16 protein-coding genes are annotated in these 15,901 nt (G+C 65.7%); 7 read left to right on the forward strand and 9 right to left on the reverse strand.

All coding sequences use genetic code 11. The features are described from left to right. Positions 1–124 precede the first annotated feature (124 nt). Positions 125–1,000 (forward strand): 4-hydroxy-tetrahydrodipicolinate synthase, encoded by an 876-nt coding sequence (gene dapA, locus QF118_RS00395; protein ID WP_282300664.1) that lies wholly within the window; start codon positions 125–127, stop codon positions 998–1,000. Positions 1,001–1,063: 63 nt separating this feature from the next. Here dapA and QF118_RS00400 read toward each other — a convergent pair whose 3' ends face one another. From QF118_RS00400 to QF118_RS00435, 8 genes are all read right to left on the reverse strand, one after another. Continuing rightward, on the reverse strand, positions 1,064–2,380 hold the full coding sequence (locus QF118_RS00400) for a M16 family metallopeptidase (RefSeq protein ID WP_282300665.1): 1,317 nt from the start codon (positions 2,378–2,380) through the stop codon (positions 1,064–1,066). Continuing rightward, on the reverse strand, positions 2,377–3,726 hold the full coding sequence (locus tag QF118_RS00405) for a M16 family metallopeptidase (protein ID WP_282300666.1): 1,350 nt from the start codon (positions 3,724–3,726) through the stop codon (positions 2,377–2,379). Before QF118_RS00405 ends, QF118_RS00400 begins: the two co-directional genes overlap by 4 nt. 113 nt (positions 3,727–3,839) lie before the next feature. Further along, on the reverse strand, positions 3,840–4,358 hold the full coding sequence (locus QF118_RS00410) for a DUF3035 domain-containing protein (RefSeq protein ID WP_282300667.1): 519 nt from the start codon (positions 4,356–4,358) through the stop codon (positions 3,840–3,842). A gap of 52 nt (positions 4,359–4,410) precedes the next feature. Beyond that, positions 4,411–4,881 carry a signal peptidase II gene (gene lspA / locus QF118_RS00415; RefSeq protein ID WP_282302516.1) on the reverse strand — a complete coding sequence of 157 codons (471 nt, stop codon included), beginning with the start codon at positions 4,879–4,881 and terminating at the stop codon, positions 4,411–4,413. Between the two features lie 129 nt (positions 4,882–5,010). Then, on the reverse strand, positions 5,011–6,165 hold the full coding sequence (locus QF118_RS00420; protein WP_282300668.1) for a serine hydrolase: 1,155 nt from the start codon (positions 6,163–6,165) through the stop codon (positions 5,011–5,013). A gap of 72 nt (positions 6,166–6,237) precedes the next feature. Then, positions 6,238–7,827, reverse strand: coding sequence for a bifunctional phosphoribosylaminoimidazolecarboxamide formyltransferase/IMP cyclohydrolase (gene purH, locus QF118_RS00425; RefSeq protein ID WP_282300669.1), 1,590 nt, complete (start codon positions 7,825–7,827; stop codon positions 6,238–6,240). A 29-nt stretch (positions 7,828–7,856) separates the two neighbouring features. Continuing rightward, a complete protein-coding gene (locus QF118_RS00430; protein ID WP_282300670.1) occupies positions 7,857–9,605 on the reverse strand; it encodes a heparinase II/III family protein in 1,749 nt (582 codons plus the stop codon). Between the two features lie 147 nt (positions 9,606–9,752). Next, entirely contained in the window at positions 9,753–11,006 is a 1,254-nt protein-coding gene (locus QF118_RS00435; protein WP_282300671.1) for an RsmB/NOP family class I SAM-dependent RNA methyltransferase, read from the reverse strand. Between the two features lie 89 nt (positions 11,007–11,095). Here QF118_RS00435 and QF118_RS00440 point away from each other — a divergent pair, with 89 nt between their 5' ends. Continuing rightward, complete coding sequence (locus QF118_RS00440; protein ID WP_282300672.1) at positions 11,096–11,278, forward strand: DUF1674 domain-containing protein; 183 nt, start codon at positions 11,096–11,098, stop codon at positions 11,276–11,278. Between the two features lie 80 nt (positions 11,279–11,358). Here the strand turns inward: QF118_RS00440 and dapB are convergent, their stop codons facing one another. Beyond that, positions 11,359–12,171: a 4-hydroxy-tetrahydrodipicolinate reductase gene (gene dapB / locus QF118_RS00445; protein ID WP_282300673.1), complete on the reverse strand. Its 813-nt coding sequence runs from the start codon at positions 12,169–12,171 to the stop codon at positions 11,359–11,361. An 89-nt stretch (positions 12,172–12,260) separates the two neighbouring features. Between dapB and rbfA the strand changes: the two genes are divergently transcribed. The 5 genes from rbfA (at position 12,261) to QF118_RS00470 (ending at position 15,901) form a co-directional block, all read left to right on the forward strand. After that, positions 12,261–12,656 carry a 30S ribosome-binding factor RbfA gene (rbfA, locus tag QF118_RS00450; protein ID WP_282300674.1) on the forward strand — a complete coding sequence of 132 codons (396 nt, stop codon included), beginning with the start codon at positions 12,261–12,263 and terminating at the stop codon, positions 12,654–12,656. Next, positions 12,656–13,405: a phosphodiester glycosidase family protein gene (locus QF118_RS00455; protein WP_394357100.1), complete on the forward strand. Its 750-nt coding sequence runs from the start codon at positions 12,656–12,658 to the stop codon at positions 13,403–13,405. The genes rbfA and QF118_RS00455 overlap by 1 nt, the downstream gene beginning before the upstream one ends. 71 nt (positions 13,406–13,476) lie before the next feature. Then, positions 13,477–14,823, forward strand: a complete 1,347-nt coding sequence (locus QF118_RS00460) for a TldD/PmbA family protein (protein WP_282300676.1) — start codon at positions 13,477–13,479, stop codon at positions 14,821–14,823. Continuing rightward, complete coding sequence (locus QF118_RS00465) at positions 14,810–15,583, forward strand: inositol monophosphatase family protein (RefSeq protein WP_282300677.1); 774 nt, start codon at positions 14,810–14,812, stop codon at positions 15,581–15,583. Before QF118_RS00460 ends, QF118_RS00465 begins: the two co-directional genes overlap by 14 nt. Before the next feature lie 78 nt (positions 15,584–15,661). After that, positions 15,662–15,901 (forward strand): DUF4170 domain-containing protein, encoded by a 240-nt coding sequence (locus QF118_RS00470; RefSeq protein ID WP_282300678.1) that lies wholly within the window; start codon positions 15,662–15,664, stop codon positions 15,899–15,901.

Raw genomic sequence — 15,901 nt, forward strand, 5'->3', positions numbered from 1 at the left:
TCAAAAAGGGATAGACGCCCTTTGAGGATATAGCGCAAACCGGCCCCTTCAACTCACAATTCCTTTGGGTCGGCGGATTTCCTCTGAAACGAGAAATGACGATACCAAAATGGGAGAGCGTGTCATGTTCAAGGGTTCGATGCCTGCACTGGTCACGCCGTTCAAGGACGGCGCGGTGGATTTCGACACGCTCAAACGCCTGGTCGAGTGGCATATCGCCGAAGGATCGCACGGGCTGGTGCCCGTCGGCACCACCGGCGAAAGCCCGACCCTGACCCACAGCGAACACGAAGAGGTGATCGCCGCCGTGGTCAAGGCCGTGGCGGGGCGCATTCCGGTGATCGCCGGGGCCGGGTCGAACAACACCGACGAGGCCGTGCGCTTTACGCAATACGCGGCATCGGTGGGCGCAGACGCCGCATTGGTGGTGACGCCCTACTACAACAAGCCGACGCAGGCCGGGCTTTATGCCCATTTCAAGGCCGTGCACGACTGTGCCGAAATCCCGATCATCATCTACAACATCCCCGGCCGCTCGGTCGTGGACATGAAGCCCGAAACCATGGGCGATCTGGCCAAGCTGCCGCGCATCATCGGCGTCAAGGACGCGACCGGCGATCTGGCGCGGGTCTGCGCCCAGCGCATCACCTGTGGCACCGATTTCGTGCAACTGTCGGGCGAGGATGCGACAGCGCATGGGTTCAATGCCCAGGGCGGTGTCGGCTGTATCTCGGTCACGGCCAATGTCGCGCCGCGGCTGTGTTCTGAGCTTCAGGCCGCCTGCCTTGAAGGCGACTATGCCAAGGCCCTGACCATCCAGGACCGCCTGATGCCGCTGCATCGCGCGATCTTTACCGAACCGGGGCTGAACGGCGCGAAATACGCCATGTCGCGGCTTGGCCTGTGCTCCGAGGAAACGCGCCTGCCGCTGATGCCGGTGACCGAACCGACGCGCGCCCTGCTGGATGCCGGGCTGCGGCACGCGGGCCTGTTGAACTAAGCGCAAAGCGCGCAAAGACACGGACAGGGCGGGGTTACTCCCCGCCCTTTTTCTTGCGTGCCGTCATTGGCCCAAGGTCGTTTCCAACCCATCGGGCTGGCCGACCACGACAAAGTGCAGCGCATCGGGTTTCAGGACGCGGGCCGCGACCCGTTTCACATCCTCCAGCGTGACCGCCTCGATCTGTGCGTTGCGGGTGTTCACATAGTCCGGGTCCAGCCCTTCGGTCTGCATGCCCACAAGGATGTTGGCGATCTGGCCGTTGCCGTCAAAGCGCAGCGGATAGCCGCCCGTCAGATAGGTCTTGGCACGGTCCAGTTCGTCCTGCGTCACGCCATCGCGTGCGACACCGTCCCAGACGTCGCGGATCACCTCGACCGCCTCGCCGATCCGATCGTTGGCCGACGCCACTCGGCCAAGGTACAGTTCCGCGTGATCCTTGGGCACGAGATAGGAATAGACGCCATAGGTCAGCCCGCGCTTTTCGCGCACCTCGTTCATCAGCCGCGCCTCGAACCCGCCGCCGCCCAGCACCACGTTCATCACGTAGGCGGCAAAGAAATCCGGATCGTCACGCTTGATGCCTTCATGCCCGAAAATCGCCACCGATTGCGGCGTTGCAAAGGGCACGACGGTCACACCGGCCGTGGTCTGAACCTGCACATGGGCCGGCTGCGGCGCGCCCTGCTCCGGCAGGTCGGCCAGCAACATGTCCATGATCGCGCCCAGCTCTTCGGCGGTGATGTCCCCTGCGGCGGCGACAAAGACGCGGTCCTGCGCGATGGCGGCCTTGTGCGCGGCCAGAATATCGTCGCGCGTCAGCGCAGCGACGCTGTCTTCGGTGCCGTCATAGGGTGACCCATAGGGGTGATCGCCGAACACCATCTTGTCCCAGGCCGCACCTGCGATGCTGTCGGGGTCCCGCAGGTCCGAACGGATCGACGACAGCACCTGCCCCCGCACCCGTTCGATCGCATCGGCGTCAAAGCGCGGGTTCACCAGCGACTCGCGCAGTAGCGCGACGGCCTGATCGCGGTTTTCCGTCAGGATGCGCGCCGAAACGGACAGCGTGTCGTCGCTGACGTCGTATTTGAACTGCGCGGCCAGTGCCTCGGTCGCCTGGGTAAAACCCTGAGCGTCCAGATCGCCTGCGCCCTCTTCCAGCAGCGCCACCATCAGGTTGGTCGCGCCGCGTTTGTCCGGCGCATCCAGCGACGCGCCGCCCTGAAAGTTTATTTCCAGCGCCACAAAGGGGATCGACGGTTCCTGCACCAGCCAGGCCTTGAAGCCACCCGGGCTTTCGACCTGCTGAATCTCGACCTCGGCCTGGGCCATGACGGCGCTGACCATCAGCGCCAGAACTGCGATGAACCGGTTCATTGGCTGACCTCCTCTTGTGCGGCTTCCATCAGGTAGCCTGTCACGGACTTGTTGCGATCAAAGACCTCGTTCGCGGCCTGCAGGATGTCCTCGGCGGTGACCGCCTGAAGCAGGTCGGGCCAGGCCTGCACATCCGCGACGGTCAGGCCCGTGGTCAGGGCCCCGCCGTATTTGCGTGCCAGTTGCTGGACGTTGTCGCGTTCGAACACCTGCTGCGCGCGCAGCTGGAACTTGATCCGGTCCAGCGCTTCTTCGTTCACGCCTTCGGCCATGAACTCGGCAATCGCCTTGTCCATTGCGGCTTCGGCCTGTTCCAGTGTGACGCCCGCCGCCGGGACCACCACCAGCCCAAAGCTGGTATCGTCCAGCGAGGTCGCATCGAAAAAGGCGCTGGCATAGACCGCCACCTGGCTGTCGAACTGCAGCTTTTGCGTCAGGACCGAGGTCTGCCCGCCGCCCAGCACCTCGGACAGCATCATCAGCGCCGCGGCCTTTTCCTGCGCACCGGGGTCACGTTCCGGGGCAAGATAGCTGCGCAATACATAGGGCTGCGCGACGCGCGGATCGCGGTAAAACAGCCGCCGTTCGGTCATGTGGCGCGGTTCCTGCGCACGCTCGCGCGGTTTCAGGTCGGGGTTGGCCGGGATCGGCTCATAATGCTTTTTCGCAAGGGCCAGCACCTCGTCGGGCTGAACGTCACCGGCCACGATCAGGATGGCGTTGTTCGGCGCGTAATACTGCCGGTAATACCCCAGCGCATCGTCAAGCTGCAGGGTCTCCATCTCGTGGCGCCAGCCGATGATCGGGGTGCCATAGGGATGGTTCATGTACAGCGCCGCCTGCCGCTGTTCCCCGAACAGCGCGCCGGGGTCGTTTTCCGTCCTCTGGTTGCGTTCTTCGATGATCACGTCGCGTTCGGTGGCGATGTCATCGACCGACAGCCGCAAGTTGACCATGCGATCCGATTCCATCTGCATCATCAGATCCAGACGATCCACCGCAACCCTTTGGAAATAGGCGGTATAGTCATAACTGGTAAAGGCGTTGTCGGTGCCGCCATTGGCCGCCACCACCTTTGAAAATTCGCCGGGTTCAAGGGTATCTGTGCCCTTGAACAGCAGGTGTTCCAGAAAATGCGCAATGCCCGAGCGCCCGCGCGGCTCGTCGGCGGACCCGGCGCGATACCAGACCATGTGCACCGCCACCGGCGCCCTGTGGTCTTCGATCACCACCACGTCCATGCCGTTGTCCAGCGTGAAGGTCGTGACCTGATCGGGCAATTCCCTTGCGCGCGCAGGCAGCGCGGCAAGGACAGTCAAGACAAGAGATATGGCCAGGCGGCGCATCGCGGTCCCCTTCTGGTTATGGTTAAGGGAAACCTACGACTCGATTGGTTAAGTTCAAGCTGCCATGACGCGGCCGTGAACGGCTTTTGGCCGGGTTTGCCCCAGAAACCGGGTTATTCCGGCGGTGCCGCAGGTGTACGGGCCCCGGCGCGGCGGAAACGTTCCATCCAGTCATAGGGGTCCAATGCCTGACGGCGGTAGGCGCGATAGTATTCGTCCGTGGGCACCAGGCTCCAGGTGAACAGCGACCGGCGCTTGCGGAAGGCAAGGTCGTCGGCGGCCAGGTCCTGGCGCACGGCAGGATCACGGCCAAAGCGACTGGCCGAGCTGATGATCGCGGTATCCGACGCAGGCACTCCGGTGCCAACGTCCAGACGCTCTGGACGGCCACCCAGAATGGCGACCGCGTCCTTCAACGGCGTCTGATCGGTCCGGTTTGCACCGCCCGGCGTAGGCGCTGGCAGGGCCGAGAAACTCTCGGGCTCTTGCAGCGGCTTGTTCGGAACGATGGCAAATTCTTCGGGTTTGCCACTGTTGGTGCGCAGGTCATGCAGGGTGATGTCCCGCTTGCCCGCACCACAGGCCGAAAGCCCGATAAGCGCCAGAAATCCCACAAGATGCGCTGCCCGCATCGCAACCCTCCACGTCAATTGTCCATAGCCTTAGCGCATATGAACGGCGGCGTCACGCGCCCTTTTTCCCACCCGGAAAGACAACCAGCCCCAGAGCCCCGACAAAGATCGCCACATCGGCGACGTTGAAGGCAAAGGGATTGTCGATGCCGCAGCAGGACATGTTCAGGAAATCCGCAACCGCCCCATAGAGCAAGCGGTCAATCACGTTGCCCAGCGCCCCGCCGATCAGAAAACCGGCGGAAACCAGGCCCAGCCGCCCCGGCGGATCGCGGCGCATCCAGACCAGGACAAACAGAACGATCCCCACCGCGACCGAAATCAGAATCCAGCGCGTCGCCGGGGCATCCCCGGCCAGAAGGCCGAAATTCACCCCGTAATTCCACGCCATGCGGAAATTGAGAAAGGGCGGCAGCACGTCGATCGACAGCCGCGTGGCCAGATCCATGACATGCACGACCCAGATCTTGGTGACCTGGTCGACCAGGAAAATCGCGAATGCGACGGCCCAGACCAGACCGATCCCCTGAAATGCCCGTTTCTTTGCCACTGCCTGCGCCTTGCCTGTCGCGAACTCTTTGGGGCGGTTTACAACCCGGGGCGGCGATTGGGAACCGGGGATATGCGGATGCGCCGGGGCCGCGGGCCAAACCTAGCGTAAAACCGCCAAAAGCCCGCGATAGGCCGCCGCCGCGGCCAGCATGTCGATGTCGCCGCCGTCGTTCAGGGTGACCGCAACGCAAAGCTCGCGCCCCACATCGTCCAGCAGCGCGGTGGTAAAGTTGATGACCCCCGGTTCGGACCCACCCTTGTAGGCCACGCGCGCCCAGTTCTGGCGCGGCGCAAGGCCCGGGTTCATCTGCATCAGCGGCAGCTCGGCAAGCGGTGCGATCAGGCCGCACAGCCGGTCAAGCGACACGTTCCATTCGATGCCGGGCACAAAGCGCGGCACCTCGGCCAGCGGCGGCAGGTTCTGCGCCGCCTGCGCGGCGATGTCCGGGCGCTGGTCCGGCTCGGCCGCCAGCCATGCCGACTGGGCCACCGGGTCCAGCTTGAGCGAAAAGAATTCGCGCGTGGTCAGCATTCCGGGCGTTCCCAGCGCCGTTGCCACCCGGTCACGCCCCAGCACATCCACCAGCAGGTCGCTGGCAGTGTTGTCCGAGATCGAGATCATCAGCGCCGCCGCCGTGTGCAAGGTCACCGGCGAGCCGTCCGGCAGGTTCTGCAACTGCCCGGTGGGCAGCGATTTGTGCCGCGCCTCCAGCTGCACCACATCCGCCCATTTGCGGCTGCCGGCCTTGATGTCCTGTTGCAGGACAGACAGCACACCCAGCTTGAAGGCCGAGGCCACCGCCATCGGCTTGTCGGACCGCAGGGCGCTCAGCTTTTGGCCATCGCGCAGCACCAGCCAGGACACCTCGTCTGCAAGGCCCGCCAGTTCCCCAAGGGCACTGTCCATGGTGGTCGGGATCGGTTCGGGGGCATCGAACCACAGCGTTGCGATGCGCCCATCGCCATCCAGCGTCAGCGTGCCCTCGGCCCGATGCGTATCGGTTTCGATGTAGAACTTGCCGTCCTGCACCTCGATCACCCGGGGGGTGCCGATCAGCTGGCTGACCTGGTCCAGCACCTCCTGGACCCGGCCCACCGGGGCCTGGGCCAGAAAGGACGGGGTATAGTCCTGCGAGGCGGCGCCCTGCTCCATCAGATCGCGCAGAACCTGATCCGGAGTTTCCGCGCCCAAGGGGCCGCCAAGGCAGATGCCCATCGCGGCCCCAAGCGCCATTGCCTTGATTTTCCGAAGCATTTGCGCCCTGTCCTTGTTTTTGATCAGAATGACCTCACGGAAGCCATCGTGCAAGGGCCAAGCGCCCGAACGTCAGTGCCGGAAGTGGCGCATGCCGGTAAAGACCATCGCCAGGCCGGCCTCGTCGGCGGCCTTGATCACCTCGTCGTCGCGCATCGAACCGCCCGGCTGGATGACACAGGTCGCGCCTGCGGCGGCGGCCTCCATCAACCCGTCAGCGAAGGGGAAGAACGCATCCGACGCCACGGCGCTGCCGATGGTCAGCGGCTGCGGCAGGCCCATGGCCTCGGCCATGCGCTCGGCCTTCTTGGCGGCGATCAGGGCGCTGTCGAGGCGGCTCATCTGGCCTGCGCCAACGCCGACCGTCGCGCCGTCCTTGACATAGACGATGGCGTTGGACTTGACGTGCTTGGCCACCTTCCAGGCGAACAGCAGGTCGCGCATCTGCTCTTCTGTCGGGGCTTTTTTCGTCACGACCTTCAGGTCGTCCAGCGCCATCTGGCCGTTGTCGCGATCCTGCACCAGCATGCCGCCGGACACCTGACGATAGGACAGCCCTGCCTCGGCGGTGTTGGCAAGACCAGGGGTCAGCAGCAGGCGCAGGTTCTTTTTCGCGGCAAACACCTCGATCGCGTCATCGTCGGCGGCGGGGGCGATCACCACCTCGGTGAAGATTTCACAGATCGCCTGGGCTGTTTCCACGTCCAGTCGGGAATTCAGCGCCACGATCCCGCCAAAGGCGCTGGTGCGGTCACAGTCGAACGCCTTTTGATAGGCCTCTTTCAGGGTCGCGCCCCGGGCCACGCCGCTGGGGTTGGCGTGCTTGATGATCGCGCAGGCAAAGCCTTCGGCGGGAAGGAATTCCGACACCAGTTCAAAGGCCGCATCGGTGTCGTTGATGTTGTTGTAGGACAGCTCCTTGCCCTGCAGCTGGGCGGCCACGGCCACACCGGGACGATCCGAACCATCAGTGTAGAAGGCGGCCGCCTGATGCGGATTCTCGCCATAACGCAGGCTTTGCGCCAGCGTGCCGGCAAAGACGCGGCGGCGCGGGGTCGTCTCTCCGATGGCATCGGCCATCCAGGTGCTGACCGCCGCATCATAGGCCCCGGTGCGGGCATAGGCGATCTGCGCCAGCCGCTGGCGGAAGACATACGAGGTCTGGCCGTCGTTGGCATCCAGTTCGGCCAGAAGCGGGCCGTAATCCTCGACATCGACCACGGTGCTGACAAAGGCGTGGTTCTTGGCTGCCGCGCGAATCATCGCCGGGCCGCCGATGTCGATGTTCTCGATCATCTCGTCGTATCCGGCGCCGCGCGCCAGGGCGGCCTCGAACGGATAGAGGTTGACCACCAGCAGGTCGATTTCGCCGATGCCGTGTTCCTTCATCGCCGCAACGTGGTCCGCGTTGTCGCGCAGCGCCAGCAGACCGCCGTGCACTTTGGGGTGCAGGGTTTTCACGCGCCCGTCCATCATTTCCGGAAAGCCCGTCACATCGGCCACGTCGCGCACGGAGATGCCTGCGTCACGGATCGCCTTGGCAGACCCGCCGGTCGACAGGATTTCGACACCGCGGTCAGCAAGAGCCTTGGCCAGATCGGTCAGGCCGGTCTTGTCGGATACGGAAATCAGCGCGCGGCGCACGGGATGAAGGTCAGACATAGCAGCAGTGTCCCCTTGGGGTTTTCAGATCAAATCGACATCTCTTGCTCGTCCTTTGCCAGGTCGCGCACGACGGTCGCCGTTTCCTGCGCCTTGGCCAAAGACCAGCGGATGCGGGTCGCATAGTCCATTGCGCGCCCGGATAAAACGATTTGTTTTGTCGCGCGGGGACGCATCCGGCCTTTTTCCAGATAGACCGAAGGTTCGATATCCAGCTTTGCCTTGCCGGAAAAGCGGAACACCCAGATTTCCCCGGACCGCAGCGCCATCGACACCGCGCTGCCGCCCATGTCCAAGGCCACGTCGACCTCGGGGTGCAGGTGGAACCGGATGTCAAAGGGCAGGCCGGCCAGCTTGACCTCGTTCATGGCGCGGTCGAAACGCTTGTTGGCGGCGCCGTCCAGCGCGACCAGGTAATCCTCGCCCTTCAGCTCGCGGCCATCCAGGCTCAGTTCGATGCTGCGGGCGTGGGTCAGGCCCTGCAACTGGACATAGCCGTCATGCCCCGCCTCCATCCGGATGCTGCTGGCGCGGTGGTCCATCTGCACCGGCACATGGCGCGGCGTGTCCTCCAGCAATTCGCGCTTTGCGGCCCCGATCCAGCGCTCGGCAGCCAGCCGCGAACTGGAATAGCCTTGCAGGCACAGCGTCGAATGCGATGGGGTCGCCCGCCCTGCCCTGCGCCAGGCCTCGCCGAATTCTGCGCCCGATCCGCAGTTGACGACCAGCGGCCTGCGCCCCGATGTCAGCTCGAACGCCAGGGTCGAGGCATGCGCCTGCCCCGAGGCCCGACCATCAGGCGGCGGCGCGGCATCGACGATCACCGTGCTGCGCGCCGCCGAGATCCGCGCATAGCCCATCGCCAACCCTTCGGTCTGGCGCTTCTTGCTGCCCGAGGCCGCAAGCGCCTGATCCAGCCGCCCGTCCAGGCCCCGGCCCCCGCCATGAAACCGCGCCAGCCCGCCATCGGCATGGCGCAGCGCGCGCAGCGTCGGGGCGATGCGTGCGATCGCCGCCTTGTGCGCCGGGTCGGGCTCCTTGTGGACCTCTTCCAGCGCGGCCTGCGCCCAGGTCAACAACGTGAAAACTTCCAGCAGTTCTTCGGGGTTGCGGGTCGGGATGCCGCCCTGGTCGTCGACCTGGCGCGCACATTCCGCGCCCAGCGCGATCCGCGCCGGTTCGGCCCGCGCCTCCATGCCCTCGATCGACAGACCGCAGTAGAGCAGTCCGGTCAGCGCCTCGAAACGCGGCAAACCCGGGCTGGCCCCCTGCCAGCGCCGCGCAAGAAAGGTGGTTTGCGCCGCCAGCGCCTTGTAATAGGCTTCGGCCTTGTCGGCCTCCATTCCGCGCAGCAGGAACAGCGCGTGATGCACCCAGCGGATCACCCGCCGCCCGGTCAGTTCCGGCGACCACCCCGGGCCGGTGCCCTTGCCATAGCGCTGGATCCAGCCCCACAGCCAGTCCTGCGCCAGCGCGCGTGCCTTGGCATCGCCCACCGCCGCCAGATCATCCAGCCAGCCAAAGCCATGCAGCGCCTCGCCAAAGGCATCGCTTGGCAGGTCAAGGTCCCAGATCATCGCGCCATCGACCTCAAGCAGGTGACCGGCGAACATCACGTTGCCCGCGATCAGTTGCCGCCCCCGGGCGAAATAGCCGATCGTCCGCGGTTCGGGTTGCGACACAAAGCCAGTGGCCGGACGCGCGCGCGCCGCCACCCGGGCATGCAAACGATTGAGTAAGCGCGCCTGTCTGGCCCGCCAGTTCCGCCCCTTGGACATCCCACTGCCTCTTTTTCCTGGCGACTGCTCTGCCGCACCGCGCCCCTTGTGGGGCTGTTGGTTGCGCCAAACATACCGCGCGCGCCCGGCAAAGTCACCTTGCTTTGACGCAGGGCGGCGCGACGTGGCCCAAGGGTGACAGGACGGTCAGGATTTGCGCAGCAGAGCCATGTAGAAGCCGTCCATGCCGCCGCGCTCCGCCCAGAAATCGGGCCGCAGCCGCAAACCGCCCTCGTCCGAGCGCCAGGCGTCTTCGATCCATGCCGCCTGCGGCTGCACGATCTCGATGCCCTCCAGTGCCTTCAGCGCCTCGTCGATCTGGCATTCGCCTTCGTCGGGGATCAGCGAACAGGTGGCATAAACCAGCCGCCCGCCCGGTTTGAGCAGGCTGATCGCATGGCTCAGCATCGCCTCTTGCAACCCGATCAGCTCACCGATCCTTTCGCCCTGGTGAATATGCGGCAGGTCGGGATGGCGCCGGATCGTGCCCGTCGCCGAACAGGGCGCATCCAGCAAGATCGCGTCGTACTGGCCCTCGTGCTCCAGGGCATCGCCCTCGACCAAAGTCGCCTTCAGCCCCGTGCGCGTCAGGTTTTCCCGGACGCGTTCCAGCCGCGCCCCGGACAGGTCCAGGGCCGTCACATCCGCCCCCGCCGCCGCCAGTTGCAGGGTCTTGCCACCCGGGGCCGCGCACATGTCCAGCACGCGCAGACCCGCCACATCTCCCAGCAACTTGGCCGGCAGGGCCGCCGCCGCGTCCTGCACCCAGAACTCCCCGGTCTCATAACCCGCAAGCGCACTGACCTGCCCACCCGGCAAACGAACCGATCCGGTCGGCAACAGCACGCCATCTACTGCCGCAGCCAACGCCGCCGCATCGCCCTTGGGCGTCAGGTCCAGCGGCGCTCCCGCATACTGCGCGGCCTCCATCGCCGCCACTGCCGACGCGCCCCAGGCCTCGACCAGCGGTGCGCGCAGCCACTTGGGCAGGCGCGGCACCCGCAGTTTGGCCCATTCCGCGGGGCCATTGGCCGCCACCTTGCGCAACACCGCGTTGACCAGCCCTTTGAACTGGGCCGTCCGCTTGCCCGAGCCGACGAAATTCACCAGGTCGTTCACGACCCCATGCGCCGCGCCGCCCTCGCACAGCTCGACCGCGCCCAGCCGCAGGGTATTCATCACCACCAATCCCGGCGCCTTGCGCAAATGCGGCTTCAGCACCTTGTCCGCCCGCTCCAGGCTGCGCAGCACCTGCGAGGCCAGCCGCTGCGCCGCCGCGCGGTCCGCGGGCTCCAACTGGTCCAGCTTGCCAACCGCCTCGCCCAGCGGGCGCGCCTCACCCAGAACCTGCGTCAGGATTTGAACGGCGCCTTTGCGGGCCGGGCTGAAGGATTGTGTCATGGGCTCTCCCGAGGGGCATCGCTGCGGGGCAAAGGCTTGCCCCATCAAAGCCCAAGCGTATATCAACCCTGCAGAACAAGGAAAAGCCGATGTCTGAACCCGAAAAAACCCTGCCCCCCGCCGCCCAACGCGCCCTTGCCGAAGCCGAAGAGCGCCGCAAACAGGCCCTGGCCAAGGCAAAAGCCGCGCCAAAGGAACTGGGCGGACGCGACGGCCCCGACCCTGCCCGCTATGGCGATTGGGAAAAAAAGGGCATCGCCATCGACTTCTGACAACGCCCCTGCTTCTTCTTGGCCCAAATACTCCGGGGGAGGCGCGCAAAGCGCGCCGGGGGCAGCGCCCCCAAACCCGCTCAGTTCAGCCCAAGAACGTCCAGCATGTCATATTCGCCCGGGGCCTTTCCCTGCCCCCAAAGCGCGGCCTTCAACGCACCGCGCGCAAACAATGCCCGGTCGCTGGCGATATGCTTGATCACGATCCGCTCGCCGGCGCTGGCAAAGATCACTTCGTGTTCGCCCACCACATCGCCACCGCGAATGGCGTGGAACCCGATATCGCCCCGCTTGCGTGCGCCGGTGATGCCATCACGCCCCCGGTCAGACACCGCGTCCAGTTCGACGCCGCGCCCCTCGGCGGCGGCCTCGCCCAGCATCAAGGCGGTGCCCGACGGCGCATCGACCTTCTTGTTGTGATGGGCCTCGACGATCTCGATGTCCCAGTCTTCGTCCAGGGCGGCCGCCACCTGCCGGGTCACCTTGGTCAACAGGTTGACCCCCAGGCTCATGTTTCCGGCCCGCACGATCACCGCGTGACGGCCCGCGGTGTGGATTTTCGCCAGGTCATCCGCGGACAGCCCAGTTGTGCCGATCACATGCACGGCGCGCGCCTGCGCGGCCAGTTCGGCAAAGGCCACCGTGGCGGCGGGCGCGGTAAAGTCGATCACCGCCTGAGCGCGGGCAAAGGCCTCCAGCGGGTCGTCGCTGACCAGCACGCCCAACGCCGCGCCGCCCATGCATTCGCCCAGGTCGCGCCCCACCCAGTCGTGGCCGGACCGTTCCAGGGCGCCCGCAAGTTTCAGCCGATCGCTGGCCAGGATTTCCCGCACCAGCATCTGGCCCATACGGCCCGAAACCCCTGTCACAACAACGCCCGGCAATTCGGTCATCGGCTTTTCTCCATCCAAAATCTGACGCGCCTTCCTTAGCGCGCCCCGCCCCGCTTGGCAAAGCAGATAGCAAGGCGTACATCTGCCCCATGGCAAATAACAGAATCCCAGACGGCCCCGGACAATCCCAACGCCAGTTGCGCGTGGGCGAGTTGCTTCGCAGACGCCTGTCAGAAATCCTTTCGCGGGCGGAAATCCACGATCCCGATCTCAACCGCATGGTCATCACCGTCGGCGAAGTCCGCGTGTCCCCCGACCTGCGCATCGCCACGGCCTATGTCGTGCCGCTGGGCGGCAAGGGCCAGGACGAGATGTTCGAGCTTTTGCACAAGCATCGGGGCGAATTGCGCCACCTGCTGTCCAAGGGCCTGAAAATCAAGCACACTCCGCAGTTGCACTTCCGGCTGGACGATACCTTTGACCAGCTGGACGAACACCGCCGGCTGTTTTCGCAGGACGCGGTCCGCCGCGATCTGGACAAGTGATCCGCGCCTGGACCCGCGCCCTTGCGGCACTGGGTCTGGCGCTGCTTGCCCAGCCCGCCAAGGCAGTAACTTGCGAGTCGATGAGCGTCGAAGGCAGCCGCTATACCATCTGCGAGGTACGCCCGGCGCAGGAAACCCTGCGCCTGTTCCTGCGCGGCGAAGGGGGCCAGCCCTATGGCAACTTTTCGGCGTTGGAAACCGCGCTTGGGGCCCGCGGCGAAACCCTTGTCTTTGCGATGAATGCCGGGATGTACCACGAAGACCGCTCGCCGGTCGGGCAGTACATCGAGGACGGGCAGGAAGAAATGCGGGTCATCGCCACCCCCGGCCCCGGCAATTTCGGGCTGCTGCCCAATGGTCTTTTGTGCATTCAGGACGGCAGCGCGCAAGTCCTTGAAACCCGTGCCTATCTGGCGCAGCGTCCCGACTGCCTGCATGCCACGCAATCGGGCCCGATGCTGGTAATCGACGGCGAACTGCACCCGCGCTTTTTGCCGGACAGCTCCTCGCGCTATATCCGCAACGGGGTCGGCACCTCGGAAGACGGTCAGCGCGCGGTCTTCGTGATCTCGGAAAACTCGGTCACCTTTCACGAATTCGCCCGCCTGTTCCGCGATGTGCTGAAACTGCCCAACGCCCTGTTTCTGGATGGCAATGTCTCGCGGTTGCACGCGCAGGATCTGGGCCGGTCCGACCTTGGCCGCCCGATGGGGCCGATCGTTGCCGTGACCGCGCCAAAGTCGCCCTGAACCTGCGAAAGACTTGCGCAGCAGGCCTGCGCAGCCTACCTCCCCAGCACGATACAACCGCCGGAGCGCCCATGCCCAAGACACCGCAGGACCTGACCCAATCGCTGTTGACCGCCGCCAGGCAGGCCGGCGCCGACAGTGCCGATGCCATCGCCGTGGCGGGCACCGCCCTGTCCATCGACGTGCGCGCCGGCCAGTTGGAACAGGCCGAACGCGCCGAGGGCAGCGATATCGGCCTGCGGGTCTTTGTCGGCAAACGCAGCGCCATCGTTTCGGCCTCGGACACCTCGGACAGCACCATCGCGGCCATGGCGACCCGCGCCGTGGCCATGGCCAAAGAGGCGCCCGAAGACCCGCATGCCGGGCTGGCCGATTCCGGTCAACTGGCAACTAGCTGGGACATCGACGCGCTGGAGCTGGCTGACCCCACCCCCGAACCCGCGCCCGCCACCCTGCAAGAGGACGCCCGCCGCGCCGAAGCCGCCGCGCTGGCCTGCACGGGGATCACCCAGGTGCAATCGGCCAGCGCCTCGTACAGCGCGCGGCAGGTCTGGATGGCGGCCTCGAACGGGTTCGAGGGCGGCTATGCGCGCACCTCGCGCAGCAATTCCTGCGTCGCCATCGCCGGCACCGGTCTGGGGATGGAGCGTGACTACGACGGCGACAGCCGGACCTTTCAGGACGAATTGCGCAGCCCCGAAGAGATCGGCCAGACCGCCGCTACCCGCGCGCTGGAACGGCTGAACCCGACCAAACCCAAGACCGGGGCCTATCCGGTGCTGTTCGACGAACGCATCTCGGCCTCGTTGATCGGGCACCTGATGGCCGCCGCGAATGGCGCGGCCGTGGCGCGCGGCGCCAGCTGGCTGCGCGATGCCATGGGGCAGCAGATCCTGCCCGAGGGCCTGTCGCTGATCGAAGATCCCTTTCGCCCCCGCGCCACCGCCTCGCGGCCCTTTGATGCCGAAGGTCTGCCAACCCGGCGCCGCGCGGTGGTCGACAAGGGCGTGCTGACCGGCTGGACGCTGGACCTGGCCAACGCCCGCAAGCTGGGGCTGGACCCGACCGGCAACGCGGCGCGCGGCGCAGGGTCCGGCCCGTCGCCCACGCCCTGGAACCTGGAACTGACCCAGGGCAGGCAATCGCGCGATGATCTGATCCGCGACATGGGCACCGGCCTGTTGGTGACCTCGATGATCGGCGCCACGATCAACCCCAACACCGGGGATTATTCGCGCGGCGCCGCCGGGCTTTGGGTCGAAAACGGGCAGGTCAAAGGCCCGGTGTCCGGCGTGACCATTGCCGGCAACCTGCGCGACATGCTCAAAACCCTGATCCCCGCCAACGACGCCCGCCCTTGGCTAAGCCGCGTCGTGCCCTCGCTTCTGGTCGAAGGTCTGACCCTTGCCGGCGAATGACCTGACGCTGCTGATCGAGGCCGCCAAAGCCGCCGGGAAAGAGGCGCTGAGCCATGTCGGCGGCGACCTTGCCGTGCGCCACAAGGATGATGGCGCAGGCCCGGTGACCAAGGCCGATCTGGCGGTCAATGCCCTGCTCGAGGACAAGCTGCGCCGCGCAAGGCCCGACTATGGCTGGCTGTCCGAAGAAAGCGCCGACAGCGACGCGCGGCTGGACAGCGACACCCTGTTCATCGTCGATCCGATCGACGGCACGCGGTCCTTCATCGAAGGGTCCGACACCTGGGCGCATGCGCTGGCGGTGGTGCAGAACCGCCAGGTGACCGCCGCCGTCGTCTATCTGCCCGCGCGCGACAAGCTGTACAGCGCCTCGGTTGGCGGGGGCGCGCGGCTGAACGGCGCGCCGATCCGCACTTCGCGCCGCGATGCCATGGCCGAGATCGAAGTGCTGGCGACCAAGCCCAGCCTCGAGGCGCGCTTCTGGCCCCGCGGCGTGCCCGAGATCAAGCGCAGCCACCGCCCATCGCTGGCCTATCGCCTGTCGCTTGTGGCCGAGGGCCGCTATGACGCCATGTTCACCTTTCGCCCGTCCTGGGAATGGGACATTGCCGCCGGCGCCCTGATCCTGTCCGAAGCAGGCGCGCGCGTCAGCGATCGGCGCGGGGCGCCGCTGCGGTTCAACAACCCCATGCCGCAAACCGATGGCGTGCTGGCCGCCAACCCGCGACTGCATGCCGCGCTGCTGGACCAGTTGCTTTAAACCGTCCCTGACATCCTTTGCCTAACTTGACGCTACAGGCGCATCCGCGCATCCTGACACTTGCAAAAAGGAACCAAAATGCAACGACTTCACCTGGTTTTCGGCGGCGAGCTCGTCGATCCTTCCAAATCCGTCTTTCGCAATGTCGATGATCTGGACATCGTCGGCATCTTTCCGAACTACGAAGCCGCCTACAACGCCTGGAAAGCGGCGGCGCAGCGCACCGTGGATAACGCCCACATGCGGTATTACATCGCGCATCTGCACCGCCTGCGCGACGAGGAAACCGAGGTTTCCCCGACCGAAGAACTGGGCTGA

The sequence above is a fragment of the Tropicibacter oceani genome (genome assembly GCF_029958925.1).
GTDB classification, from domain to species: Bacteria; Pseudomonadota; Alphaproteobacteria; order Rhodobacterales; family Rhodobacteraceae; genus Pacificoceanicola; species Pacificoceanicola oceani.